Below are 14077 nucleotides of genomic sequence, written 5' to 3' on the forward strand. Positions count from 1 at the left end.
ACCCCTCTTTGAGATGTCGAAATTTTTTACATTCATGCTTAAAAAATTATTTCAATCGATCTAAATACCTGATTTATATCATCTTATTTTTCTGGCTCACTATTTGCATAGAAGCGGCGCAACCTTGATCTTAACCCACAGAGAATTCTATGCATCCCTCCTTCCTGCCACTGCAGCGCCGTTACGCATCTTCCGCCGTCGTTCTACTTGGAGCGCTTTTTGCAGCGTCTTCAGCGATGAGTGCACCCATTACCAGTTTCACTGCTGGTAACCTCGTTATTAGCACCGTGTCGTCTTATAACGGGAGCGGGCTCGACTCCGCAGCGCCTATCGTATTGGTACAATTGCAGCTTGGTGCTGGCGGTACCACGGCGACACAAAACGGTTCGCTGACACTGTCGCAAACCAACAACGGAAATAATTCCGCAATTTCCGGTGAGTATGGCTCGGCCTCTGAAGGTATTTTGCAAACCTCAGTGAATGGTCAATACCTGACTATCGCCGGCTACGGAGTCAATGCCACAGCTTTTAATACCGCACCAACATCGGTCTACGGCAACGCGGCATTGGGCCAATCGACAAGCTTAACAGTGGGAAATCAAACCGGAACTCCGGTCACCACCGTGGCCCGTGTCGTCGCATTAATCGGCGCTGATGCCAAAGTCGATACCAGCACTGCATTGTCAGAAATTTTCAATCAAAATAATCCACGCAGTGTTGCAACGGTAGACGGTTCAACGTTATACGTATCAGGCCAAGCTGCCAGCAAAACCGATCCGACTCAGGGCGTGTTTGTTGCCGCACGCGGCGCAACCACAGCAACGGGTATCGATAACACGACTGATACCCGCGTCGTCTCGATCTTCAATAATGGAAATGGGAATACTCTGTATGTTTCGCGCGATCGTAGCCCTGGCGGCGGAGCTGCTAATAACCTCTCTAATATCAGCGCGTTGACTAGCGCCACAGGTCTCTTACCGACCTCTGCTACGGGTCTCCAGACTACCCATATCACACCGGTTGCTTCGCCACTGTCGCTTGGTGGCAATAATGGCTCTATCAATCTCACAGCGAATACGGCAAACGGCGTCAACAACGCGCGAATTGGTAGCTTTGTATATGTCAGCCCTGAGAGCTATTTTTTCGCCAGCCCGACTGTTCTTTATGTAACCGACAGCGGCCAGCCCAAGAACGGCAATGTAGATAAAGCTGCCTTGGGCGAAGGCGGATTGCAAAAATGGGTGCTGACCAATGGCAATTGGACTTTGGCCTATGACCTTGTCAAAGGATTGAATCTGGTTGATAACGCCGGTGCTAACGCTGCAACGCCAAGTGCGCCTGGCGTGACCGGTTTGTTCGCGCTGACTGGCGAAGTCATAGGTAACCAGGTGGAGCTGTTTGCTACTAGCTACGGACTCAATGAACTCTCCCAAAGCTATTTGTATAGCATCACGGATGCTCTGAGCAATACCACAGCAGCACAGGCATCCAATGAGAGTTTCTCGACCCTATATACGGATGCTACTGGCAACACCTCGATTCGTGGCGTTGCATTTGCTCCGGTTCCTGAGCCAGGTTCATTGGCACTATTTGCTATCGCACTGATGGGATTGTTTACATTGCGCCAGCGTAGTTTGTCACAGCGCGGTTAACGAGCATTAGCCGGACTATCGCGTAGCAAGACCGTTGCGCGATAGCAGTGCAATACTATGGCGGTGAGGTGGTGAAGTTCAGTTGTTGCGGATCAGTTCTTTAAAGTCGACGAAATGCATCAGCATCAAGACCCGATCGAAGCATAGGTAGCACATGCCGTTCTGCGCGTGAGCACTGTTGGGCCAGCGCACATCGGCGGATGCAATAAGTGGGCATGATGCAAAGTCGTCTTGGGTCTTCCATCGGAGATCTTTTTGAAATTGGTTTTTATGTTGATATTTTCACCTGTCGATGCTGCCATCGTTTATTCGACGCTATCCATTTATGCCAGAGCATCTTGGTGATGCTAAAATGACAATTTTATCAGCGGATTTCCTCTAGGCACACCGTCTATCGATGCGTGGGGATGCCGTATCAAAAAAATCGTTCGTGTCCCTCCCGTCACTCCCGCATTGAAGTAATATTGTGAGGTAGAAAAATCGCAAGATAGCACGCGAAGGAGTCGCGAAAGTTGCAATGGTTGCGTCTGGCCCTGGGTAACTCGACCGACTTTAATTTGGTTGCTATAACTAGATTGGCTCTGTGATATCCCTACGTGGCTTTTCGGGTATGAATCCTGCTTAGAGAGAAATGGACCTTTTTTAGCGATTTTTAAACATTACTGGCATCGCTTATCCACCCATTTCGCGTCAACTTTCATCGAAAGGCATCACTCAATGGCCATCCGTGTCGCGCTGCATCACAAAACCAGCTACCACTATGATCGCCTGGTCACTTTATCTCCGCATGAAGTCCGTTTGCGTCCTGCTCCGCATGCGCGTACCCCGATTCTGTCGTATTCGCTGAGCGTCACGCCTGAAGACCATTTTATCAATTGGCAGCAAGATCCTTACGGCAACTATATCGGCCGTTTTGTGTTTCAGGAGAAATCTGACGTCCTGGAATTTACGGTTGATTTGATTGCCGATATGACGGTCATTAACCCGTTCGATTTTTTTGTTGAGAAGTACGCAGAGACATTTCCGTTCAGCTATCCCGCACAACAAAAGTCCGAACTCAGTGCGTATCTGGCGGTGGATGAACCGGGTCCGTTGCTGGTGGAATGGGTCGCGGCAGCAAAGCGCGACATTCTCAAAAAACCGCTCGCGACGAACGATTTTCTGGTCGCCATTAACCAGCGTTTGCAGGGCGATATTGCTTATCTGCTGCGGATGGAACCGGGCGTGCAAACGCCGGAAGATACGCTCCTGAAACGGTCTGGTTCTTGCCGTGACAGTGGCTGGTTGTTAGTCCAAATTATGCGTCAGTTGGGTTTAGCTGCGCGTTTTGTGTCGGGCTATTTGATTCAATTGCGTCCCGATCAGGAATCACTCGACGGCCCAAGTGGCACCGAAGTCGATTTTACCGATTTGCATGCGTGGACCGAAGTGTATATCCCGGGCGCAGGCTGGATCGGCCTGGATCCTACGTCAGGCATGCTGGCGAGTGAAGGGCACATTCCGCTCGCTTGCACCGCGATGCCATCCTCGGCAGCGCCGGTGAGCGGCTTTACCGACAAGGCCGAAGTAACGTTCTTCCATGAAATGACCGTCACACGGATTCATGAAGATCCACGCGTGACCAAGCCCTATTCGGAAGAAGACTGGCTAAAAATCGATAAGCTTGGACATCAGGTCGACGCTGACTTGAAGCGCCAGGACGTGCGCCTGACTCAAGGTGGCGAACCAACCTTTGTGTCTGTTGATGATATGGACGGCGCGCAGTGGAATACTTTAGCGCACGGCGACGAAAAGCGTGAATTAGCGGGGCAGTTGATGCACCGCCTGAAGAACCATTTTGCGCCGGGCGGCATGCTGCATTATGGTCAAGGAAAATGGTATCCTGGCGAGCCATTGCCACGCTGGGCGTTAAATATTTTTTGGCGTGTTGACGGTCAACCAATGTGGCTAGACGCAACGTTGTTCTCAGACGAGAACAAGCCGGATGGTTATGTCGGCGACGAAGCAGCGCGCTTCACTGCCGAACTGGTAAAAGCGCTCGGCCTTCCTGCCAATAGTGCCATCGCGGCCTATGAAGATGTCATGCTTCAGGTCCATCGTGAGCAGGGAATGCCGGTCAACGTTGATCCGTTAAAAGCCAATTTAAAGGCTTCGGAAGAGCGTCGTCGGTTAGCGCGATTGCTGGAAACCGGCTTGGGCGAGATAGTCGGTTATGTCTTGCCGTTGAAGCCAAAAGACTTTGATCCTGCTACGTCTTTAGGGACAGTCTGGCGTACTTCAGCATGGCCGCTCAAACGCGAGCATTTGTATCTTACCGAAGGCGATTCGCCGATGGGACTGCGTTTGCCTCTGAACGCGTTGCCTTGGGTGTTGCCGGACGAAGTGCCGCCGGAATTTGACGTTGATCCGTTTGCTCCTCGCGGCGCTTTGCCTACGGCAAAAAATGGAAAGCGTCCTACGCTGAGTCTGGACCCTGAAAAAGCGACCAAAGCGGCACCTGTTCCGGGTGTCGATCCTAAACCCGCACCGCGTGAAGTGATTCATACCGGCTTGTGCATTCAGGTTCGGGCGGGGCGTTTGCATATCTTTATGCCGCCGGTCAAACGCGTTGAGGATTATCTGGCCTTGGTGACGGCGGTGGAAAATACTGCGGCCAAGCTGAAGTTGAAGCTATGGATTGAGGGTTATCCGCCACCGCGCGATCCACGGGTCAAGTTGCTTAGCGTGACGCCGGACCCTGGTGTGATTGAGGTGAATATTCATCCTGCCGCAAGCTGGAAGGAACTGGTCTACAACATGACCACGCTGTACGAAGAGGCGCGCCTGACACGTCTTGGTACGGAAAAATTTATGGTTGACGGACGCCATACCGGCACTGGCGGCGGCAACCATGCTACGTTAGGCGGTGCCACGGCAGAAGATAGCCCGATGCTGCGTCGTCCTGATCTACTGAAAAGCCTGATCACGTACTGGCAAAATCACCCCGCCTTGTCATATCTGTTCTCGGGCACGTTTATTGGACCTACAAGTCAGGCGCCGCGGGTGGATGAAGCGCGTGATGACAATTTATACGAGTTGGCAATTGCCTTCCAGCAAATGGACAAAGTGTTGCCGACCTTGCATCCGGGCGACAAACCGTGGATGGTTGATCGCTTGTTACGTAACCATCTGGTCGATTTGACTGGTAATACCCATCGTTCCGAATTTTCGATTGATAAACTGTATTCACCGGATGGTCCGACTGGCCGCTTAGGACTAGTCGAATTCCGTGCATTTGAAATGCCGCCGCATGAACGCATGAGTTTGCTGCAAATGCTGTTGCTGCGCGCGCTGGTGTCGCGTTTCTGGAAGCAACCGTATCAGGCTAAATTGGTCAATTGGGGCACGGCATTGCATGATCGCTGGATGTTGCCGCATTTTGTGGCACAAGATATTCGTGATGTTGCTAAAGATCTACGTGCTGCCGGCTACGCGTTCGAGGAAAACTGGTTTGACCCGTTTATCGAGTTCCGCTTCCCACGCTTTGGTACGGTTGTCTATGAAGGCGTAGAGATGGAACTGCGTCAGGCGATTGAGCCATGGAACGTACTGGGTGAGGAAATGGCTGCTGGTGGCACCGCACGGTATGTTGATTCTTCGGTCGAACGCATGCAGTTGCTGGTACGCGGACTGACCGACGGACGTCACGTTATCGCTTGTAACGGACGCATGTTGCCGTTGCATCCAACTGGTATTCCCGGCGAATATGTCGCCGGTGTACGGTTCCGCGCCTGGAGTCCGTGGTCAGCATTGCATCCAACGGTCAAGATCCACGCGCCGTTGACCTTCGATCTGGTCGATACCTGGAGTGGCCGCGCCATTGGCGGTTGCACGTATCACGTGGTCCATCCGGGTGGTCGCAGTGAAGCAACTGCACCAGTGAATGCTAACGCTGCCGAAGCACGCCGCTTTGCACGATTTTGGGCGCATGGCCACACGCCAGGACCCATGACCGTCTACAAAGAGGAAACTAATCCAAGCTTCCCAATGACGTTGGATTTGCGTTGGCATGACTAATACATTTTTAGCGTAACTAGTGCAGGGCCGTGTCAGAAGGCTGGATGAACGCGACATGTGCTTAAGTCATCCGGTGGTGAAGCCTTGAGAACAACAATCCTCATGTAAAGATCTGCATGAGGATTGTGCCCAGTGCGCAACGCAGAATTCATCTTGCGCAGTAGCTTACGAAAAAAATCAATTGGTCGTATCCTTAAGATTCGGGTGTGTGGGGGCGCATAGTGTTATTGTGCGACCCCGCACACCGATTGAATCGCTCGAAGAGGAAAAAGCGACAAAATGTTAAATCAAATACTCGCAAGCTACCGCGCTCCGCCAGACAGTTTCGATGAAATGCTGGATGCGTCTCATCATCCGCGTCCACATTGGCGCGCTTTGTTGGATGGTTTAGGAGCAGAAGCACCCTACATGATGCGCGAACGCATCGAAACGGTGCAAGAGCAGGTGCGCGAAAATGGTGTTACATACAACGTTTATACCGATTCCAAGGGTATCCAACGTCCCTGGGATCTAAATGTTTTACCTTTAATTCTGCCGCAGGATGAATGGAGCGGCATTGAAGCGGCCGTTATTCAACGTGCCACTCTGATGAATCAGCTGCTGGGCGACGTTTATGGCGACCAGAAAATGCTGGAAGAGGGCTTGTTGCCGCCAGAATTGATCCATGGTCATGCTGGCTTTTCTCGCCCTTGCCACGGCATGCAGCACCCCGACGGGGTCGCCTTGCATTTTTACGCGGTTGATCTTGCACGTGCGCCCAATGGCAACTGGTGGGTAGTGGCAGACCGCACACAAGCACCGTCCGGTGCCGGTTATGCACTGGAAAATCGCGCCATCATCGCGCGTACTTTTCCTGATTTGCTGCGTGACCTCAAGGTTCAACACCTGACTGAATTTTTTAATACCATGCGCGACAGTCTTGCGCATTGGGGGCGGCTATGCGCAAAAAATGGCAATGGCGGCAAAAATGGTCCGGCGTTGCGTAACAGTGAAGCACCGTTAATCGTACTGCTAACGCCTGGACCCTATAACGAAACCTATTACGAGCAAGCCTATCTGGCGCGTTATCTGGGTTTGCCGCTGGTCGAGGGCGGCGATCTTACCGTGCGTAACGGTGTCGTTTGGCTTAAAACCTTGTCCGGTATGCAGCGTGTGCACGTGATCATGCGTCGAGTTGATGATGATTTTTGCGATCCGCTTGAGTTACGGCCAGACTCCGGATTGGGTGTGGCGGGGTTAACCGAGGCGGCGCGGCGCGGCAATGTGCTGATTGCGAACAGCCTTGGATCAAGTTTGCTGGAGTCCGGTGCGCTACTCGGATTTTTGCCGGGATTATGTGAGCGCCTGCTCGGTGAATCATTAAAAATGCCGTCAGTGGCGACCTGGTGGTGTGGCGAACCAGCGGCTTTGGAGGAAGTGATTGAAAAAATGGATGAGCTGATTATCAAGCCAAGCTTTCCGCAGTCGCGCCAATTTCCAGTGTTTGGGCAAGACCTTAAAGGTGCCGAACGAATTGCTTTTATCGCAAAAATGCGTGCTAAACCACACGATTACGTGGCACAGGAAATGGTGCGATTATCGCAAGGTCCGGTGTGGAAATCGGAGGGACTGAGTGCTTGCGCCATTGGTCTTCGGGTTTATGCTTGCGCTACGCCGCAGGGTTATGTAGTCATGCCGGGTGGGTTGACGCGCGCGGCGACGGGAACGGATGCACGTATTATCACCATGCAACGTGGCGGCGGAAGCAAAGATACCTGGGTGCAAGGCAATGAGCAGATTGCAACACAAAGTCTATCCAGAAGAACGACTACCATTGATGATCTGGTACGCGATGATACGCACCTGTCGAGTCGCATGGCAGAAAATCTGTTTTGGTTTGGGCGCAACGCTGACCGCTGCGATAATGTCGCTCGCCTGTTGCGCGTTACGCTGAATATTTTGTTCAATGTTCGACCCGCCTATCGCGGCGCTGAATGGCCGACTGTGGAATCATTGTGTATTTATTTCCATCTGATTCCCATGAAAGAATCGGAGTCCGAGGCAGTTGCCATTGCGGCAGCAAGCCAAATAGCGGATTTGAATCATAGTCAAATGCAAACGCAGGTTCAAACGCAGGTTCAAATCCAGACGCAGAGCCAAAGCCAGATTCAAAGTCAACGTCAAAGCCAAATCCAAAGTGTAGTCAGTAAGCCAACAGCGATTTACAGCGATGCGCAAATTGAATCCACTTTATTACGTGCTGTCATATCACCAGATGTTCCCGGTCTGGCCCGACAGCAGCAACAACTGTATGGTATTGCCAGTCACTTGCGTGAGAGATTGTCGGTTGACAATTGGCGTGCCCTGAACCGGATGGTGCCGCGTGAGACCAGTGACGATCATAGGTTGTCTCAGGCGGAGGCGATGACCATTCTGGACGACGCAACAGCATCCTTGATGACTATGGCTGGCTTTGCCTTGGATGGTATGACGCGCGATCTTGGATGGCGTTTTCTGTCTCTTGGTCGTCGTCTCGAACGCTTGCAGTTTCAAAGCGTTATTTTGCAGCGCGCGCTGGAGATGGATGCAAACGGCAGTCTCGATTGGTTGCTTGAGTTGTCGGACAGTATTGTTACTTACCGCTCCCGTTATCGCGCACAACCAGAGTGGTTGCCGGTGCTTGATTTGTTGTTACTCGATGAGACCAATCCACGTTCCATTCTGTTTCAGCTTGAGGGCATCTTAAAAAGTCTGAGAAAAATTGCGGTCACTTACGGGCCTTGCGGTGCAGAGCGATTAATTCCGCTAAAAGACGAATTGTTGACGTTGGCACCGGAAACTGATTTGTATTGCGGCAATGCACATTTGATCGATTTATTACATCGTATGCAAGTCGCCAGCGAAGCCATGTCGGAACAAATCAGCGTAAAATTTTTTAGTTACACGGATAGCTATCAAGACAGGACGAAGAAATAATGAGCGATTCACCAGCGACTATCGCTCCCGGCGCTCCCGGCGCACGTTTTCGCGTCGTGCACGAAACGCGCTATACCTATCAAAGTCTGGTGACGCTGTCGCAGCAATACCTGCATTTGACGCCGCGCACGTTTCTATATCAGCACATTGAATCTCATAAGATCGATATTGAGCCACGGGAAGAAGATGTTTCCGAAGGCCGCGATTATTTTGGCAATATTACGCGTCATATTGCTATCACTGTGCCGCATAAAGTGCTGTCGGTGCGCGCTGAGTCGATTGTCGTACTGAAGCCGCGCTACCAATTCGCGCAGCTTCAGGGCACGCTTCCGTGGGAAAGTTTGCGCGATAGTGTCGGGCAAGATAAATCGGCTGCTGCGCTTGATGCATGTCGTTATTTGTTCTCATCGCCGCATGTTCAGTTCAGCACCGAGTTGGAGCAGTACGCGCGCGTTAGTTACACGGCGGGCAGAGCATTGCTCGATGCCGCATTGAATTTGACGCAGCGTATTTTTGATGACTTTGAATTCGACGATAAAGCCACTGAAATCTCTACGCCATTGGATGAGGTTCTAAAGGGGCGACGTGGTGTTTGTCAGGACTTTGCGCAATTGATGATCGGTTGCTTGAGAAGTATCGGCCTTCCCGCACGCTACGTCAGCGGTTACATACTCACGCATCCGCCTGCCGGACAGCCGCGCATGATCGGTGCAGACGCTTCCCATGCCTGGGTCTCGGTCTTCTGTTCGGATCTTGGGTGGATAGATTTCGATCCGACGAATCGCTGTCTCGTACAGTCCGAGCATATTACCTTGGGTTGGGGCCGCGATTTTAGCGACGTCACACCGATGCGCGGCATCGTGCTCGGTGGCGGTGAACAGACCTTGGATGTTGAGGTGACGGTCACGCCGTTATCCTGGGTGTAAACAGCTGTAATGAAGGTACTGGATTTGATGGGAAATGACGGTATTGGCGTCTTTTCGGCATAATACGAGATGCGTATACGATTTTTGTCCGATTTATACAAATGAATCGGATGCCCCCGATTTTCCTTACTCTCAAAACAGGATACAACATGATGCAATATCGACGCCTAGGCAACAGCAACCTGAAGGTCTCCGCACTTTGTTTGGGAACCATGATGTTTGGTGACCAAACCGACATCGGCGAAGCAGAGCGGATTGTCGCTTCAGCCCGTGAGCATGGTGTTAATTTTATTGACACCGCTGATGTCTACACCAAAGGTGCTTCAGAAGAAATGGTCGGTAAGGTGCTAGCTGCCGATCGCCCTAACTGGGTGCTTGCCACCAAGCTCGGCAATCCGATGAGCAGCCAGCCCAATCAATCGCATTACTCACGTCACTGGATCATCAGTGAAGTCGAGAACAGCCTGAAGCGCTTATCGACCGACTATCTGGATATCCTTTATCTCCACCGCGATTATCACGAAGAAAATCTGGATGAAGCGGTTCGCACCCTTGGCGATTTGATTAGCCAGGGAAAGATTCGCGGATTCGGTCTCTCCAACTTTCGCGGATGGCGTATTGCCGAAGTAGTGCGCCTGTGCGAAAAAAACGGCATCCCAGGCCCTATCGTCTGCCAGCCGTATTACAACCTGCTCAATCGCATGCCTGAAGTTGAAATATTGCCAGCTTGTGCGCATTACGGACTAGGCGTTGTGCCTTATAGCCCGATTGCCCGCGGCGTATTGACCGGCAAATATTTGCCGGGGCAGACACCACCCGAAAACACGCGGGCAAGTCGCGGCGACAAGCGCATCATGGAAACTGAATTCAGAGAAGAGTCACTACAAATCGCACAGCGCCTCAAGCAACATAGCGACGAACTTGGTATTCAGTTGGGACAGTTTGCCACCGCCTGGGTACTGGCAAATCGGCATATCAGCTCGGTGATTGCCGGCCCCCGCACGCTAGCCCAAATGGACGATTATTACGCAGCGGTGGATGTCAAAATTTCGATGGATGATGAGGCTTTAGTCGATAGCCTGGTGCCGCCGGGCCATGCATCAACACCTGGCTATACCGATCCTGGTTATCCATTTTTTGGCCGTGTGGTTGTTGGCTGATTAACGTTTCAAAAGTGATGGAACGGCTACGGTATTTGCGGTTCCATCACCTCAATTTTGCTTTTTTTAGCTCCCTTTCTCATTTTCCTTTCTCGGCCCCATTCTCATTCCTATTCCTATTCCTATTCGATCCCTGATGGATAGTTGTTCGGTAAAGCTGCGTGACAATTATTTGATCGATGGATTGAGCTCTCATCACAACAGATCAGCTCATGGCATGATATATGCATATTTTTTGTTTCCTGAGATGGAAATATAAAATAAATGGAGATGAAATGAAGGTTTTACGCCTGTTTTTACTACTGACAATTCCCGCCTCGGTTGCTGCTCCGATCAGTGCTTACGCCAACGATTTTCCGACCACGGACCGGATGGAATATGTGCTTGAATGCATGAAAAATCATGCCGGAAAATACGAGTATTTATATAAATGTTCTTGTGCCATAGATAATGTTGCGCAGGCGGTCAAGTACGATGAATACGTCGAGATATCACTAGCGGCGCGACCGCAAATGGCGAGTGGAGCGCGCGGGTCGGAGTTTCGTGATCCAGAAATTGTTAAAACCATGGCAAAAAAATACAAGACAATTCAAGCAACTGCTAATCAGGCCTGTTTTGTTCAATAGCTGATGCGACCGCGTAAACACTATACGTGAGGCTGATCGTCGGCGATTCATAGACGATCGTCGCTCAATGATGGGCAACCATAAGCATGGACAATTTCTGATCGCCCACGATCTGATGGCAGACGACTAGTGCACTCTCGGTTTCGGCATTTTATAGTGGGCTGCGACCAAATTCATTACCGCCTGGCGAAATAGCGCTCGGGGGCAATTAACGGTGTCCGCCGCTGTTGTTTAAACACGACGATGTAGTTTCTTTGCTGGCATCTGCGCGAAACAAAAGACGATATTTGCCGCTGGTAAATCGTTAGGCGCAATTTTCCGGGCGTATTTGATAGATAGTTTCCCGCTACGTCTGCGAAGCAATCATCGCCGGGACCGGGTCTGTTCCACTACTCTTCACTCCACTCCACTCCAATTCATTTCAGCTCTATAAGCGATGCATGGCTTATACGTCTCCGCATTTTTTATTGGTTTCATTGGCAAATGCTTCGCCACTGTGTTTTAAACGCGGTATCGACAGTTCGGCCGGCAGGGTATGACACGGAAGTGACGCAAACTGATTTTCCAACTGTTCATCAACCAGAACATGGTGCTCTGCAACATCGTTTGTTCTTTGTAGGCCTAACGCCGAGTTTGGAGCGAGCCGCCGTCGGATACGCCCGACGGAGTGACTTTTTTGCGGGTTGTTGGCACGTTCTATGCTGAGAGTAACTCGAAATTTGGAGAGAAATGCGTTTGGAAGTAGAAGTTTGATCCCTAACGAATCCTCCTATTTCATCGCCAGGCAGCACATTGGCAGCAAGTGGGTTCGTTGAAGTTTTACTTAAAAAAAATCAACAAGGAGATTACACATGGCATCCCGAAAGAGCTTAAAAAGCTGGTGGCAATGCGCCATTTTGCTCGCGGTACCGGTTTTTGCGTTCGCTAACTCAGATATTGAAGCGCTCACTAAAGATCCCAATAACTGGGCTATGCAGTCGGGTAATTTCGCCAATCAGCGTTATAGTGAATTGAAGCAGATCAATAAGAGCAACGCGAAGGATTTACAAGTCGCCTGGACCTTTTCTACCGGTGTTCTGCGTGGGCACGAAGGTGGTCCGTTGGTGGTCGGTGACACGATGTATGTCCATAGTCCGTTTCCTAATAAAGTGTTCGCACTGAATCTCGGCGACCAGACGATTAAGTGGAAATACGAGCCAAAGCAAGATGCCAGCGTCATTCCTGTAATGTGCTGCGACACGGTTAATCGTGGTGTTGCATACGCTGACGGCAAGGTGTTTTTGCAACAGGCTGACACCACCTTGGTAGCGCTTGACGCCAAGACTGGTAAAGAACTCTGGAAGGTCAAGGTAGGCAATCCAAAGATTGGTGAGACGACGACAAATGCACCGCATATTTTCAAGGATAAAGTGATCACCGGCATCAGCGGCGGCGAATTTGGTGTACGAGGCCGTTTGGCTGCCTTTGATATCAACACCGGCAAAGAAGTCTGGAAAGCGTATAGCACAGGTCCGGATGATGAAATGTTGATGGACCCTGCGAAGACTATGACCTGGACCGATGGCAAGATGGCGCCAGTGGGCAAGGATTCGTCGCTAAAAAGCTGGAAAGGTGATCAATGGAAACTCGGCGGTGGCACAACATGGGGATGGTATAGCTATGATCCAGCCCTAAATCTTGTCTACTACGGCAGCGGCAATCCAAGTACCTGGAATCCAAGCCAGCGTCCCGGCGACAACAAATGGTCTATGACGATTTTTGCACGCGATCTGGATACTGGTAAAGCGAAGTGGGTGTTCCAAATGACGCCGCATGATGAGTGGGACTATGACGGTGTCAATGAAATGATTCTGGCTAACATCAAAGTCAAGGGTCAGGACCGCAAGACGCTGGTGCACATGGATCGTAATGGCTTCGCTTACACGATGGATCGCTCTACGGGTGAATTGCTCGTCGCGCAAAAATATGATCCAACGGTTAACTGGGCCACAGGTGTTGATATGAAAACAGGCCGTCCAATTCTTGATGCTAAATACAGCACCGATAAGCAAGGACCTGACGTCAATATCAAAGGCATTTGCCCTACAGCGCTCGGTACTAAAGATCAGCAACCGGCTTCATTCTCACCTAAAACCGGTTTGTTCTATGTACCAACTAACCATGTGTGTATGGACTACGAACCGTTTGCAGTCGACTACACAGCTGGTCAACCGTATGTTGGTGCAACGCTTTCGATGTATCCGGCTGAGAAGGATAAGGGCAATGGTCACATGGGCAATTTCATCGCCTGGGATGCCGGTACGGGCAAAATTGTCTGGTCCAAGCCTGAGAAATTTTCGGTATGGAGCGGTGCCTTATCAACTGCTGGTGATGTGATTTTCTACGGCACATTAGAAGGCTATTTGAAAGCGGTCGATACCAACGGTAAGGAACTATGGAAGTTCAAAACGCCTTCCGGCATTATCGGCAACGTGCATACCTGGACTTATAAAGGCAAGCAGTTCGTCGGCGTGTTGTCCGGCATCGGCGGTTGGGCTGGTATTGGTCTGGCTGCAGGTCTTGAAAAAGACACTGAAGGTCTGGGCGCAGTGGGCGGCTATAGAGATCTGGCCAAATACACTGAATTGGGTGGTGTCTTGACAGTGTTTGCCGTACCTGGCGTTTGATTACCGTAGCATCGTTCTATTGACAAATCTGGACAT

The 14077-nt window shown here is 50.9% G+C and carries 7 protein-coding genes; all 7 read left to right on the forward strand.

Translation table 11 applies throughout. The features are described 5' to 3' along the window. The first annotated feature begins 149 nt into the window (after nt 1–149). The 7 genes from QN379_RS05320 to QN379_RS05350 all read left to right on the forward strand — a co-directional run bounded on the left by QN379_RS05320 (nt 150) and on the right by QN379_RS05350 (nt 14041). Nucleotides 150–1652 carry a PEP-CTERM sorting domain-containing protein gene (locus QN379_RS05320; protein WP_323506165.1) on the forward strand — a complete coding sequence of 501 codons (1503 nt, stop codon included), beginning with the start codon at nt 150–152 and terminating at the stop codon, nt 1650–1652. A 717-nt stretch (nt 1653–2369) separates the two neighbouring features. Then, nucleotides 2370–5708: a transglutaminase family protein gene (locus tag QN379_RS05325; protein WP_322233792.1), complete on the forward strand. Its 3339-nt coding sequence runs from the start codon at nt 2370–2372 to the stop codon at nt 5706–5708. Between the two features lie 279 nt (nt 5709–5987). After that, nucleotides 5988–8663 (forward strand): circularly permuted type 2 ATP-grasp protein, encoded by a 2676-nt coding sequence (locus QN379_RS05330; RefSeq protein WP_323506166.1) that lies wholly within the window; start codon nt 5988–5990, stop codon nt 8661–8663. Then, nucleotides 8663–9589, forward strand: a complete 927-nt coding sequence (locus QN379_RS05335; RefSeq protein ID WP_323506167.1) for a transglutaminase family protein — start codon at nt 8663–8665, stop codon at nt 9587–9589. The genes QN379_RS05330 and QN379_RS05335 overlap by 1 nt, the downstream gene beginning before the upstream one ends. 152 nt (nt 9590–9741) lie before the next feature. Next, nucleotides 9742–10749 carry an aldo/keto reductase gene (locus QN379_RS05340; protein ID WP_322240283.1) on the forward strand — a complete coding sequence of 336 codons (1008 nt, stop codon included), beginning with the start codon at nt 9742–9744 and terminating at the stop codon, nt 10747–10749. 224 nt (nt 10750–10973) lie between these two features. Next, nucleotides 10974–11375 (forward strand): hypothetical protein, encoded by a 402-nt coding sequence (locus QN379_RS05345; RefSeq protein ID WP_322233782.1) that lies wholly within the window; start codon nt 10974–10976, stop codon nt 11373–11375. 851 nt (nt 11376–12226) lie between these two features. Next, entirely contained in the window at nt 12227–14041 is a 1815-nt protein-coding gene (locus tag QN379_RS05350; RefSeq protein WP_322233780.1) for a methanol/ethanol family PQQ-dependent dehydrogenase, read from the forward strand. Nucleotides 14042–14077: the final 36 nt, after the last annotated feature.

The sequence above is a fragment of the Glaciimonas sp. Gout2 genome, from assembly GCF_035018905.1.
In the GTDB taxonomy this organism is placed as follows: Bacteria; Pseudomonadota; Gammaproteobacteria; order Burkholderiales; family Burkholderiaceae_D; genus Glaciimonas.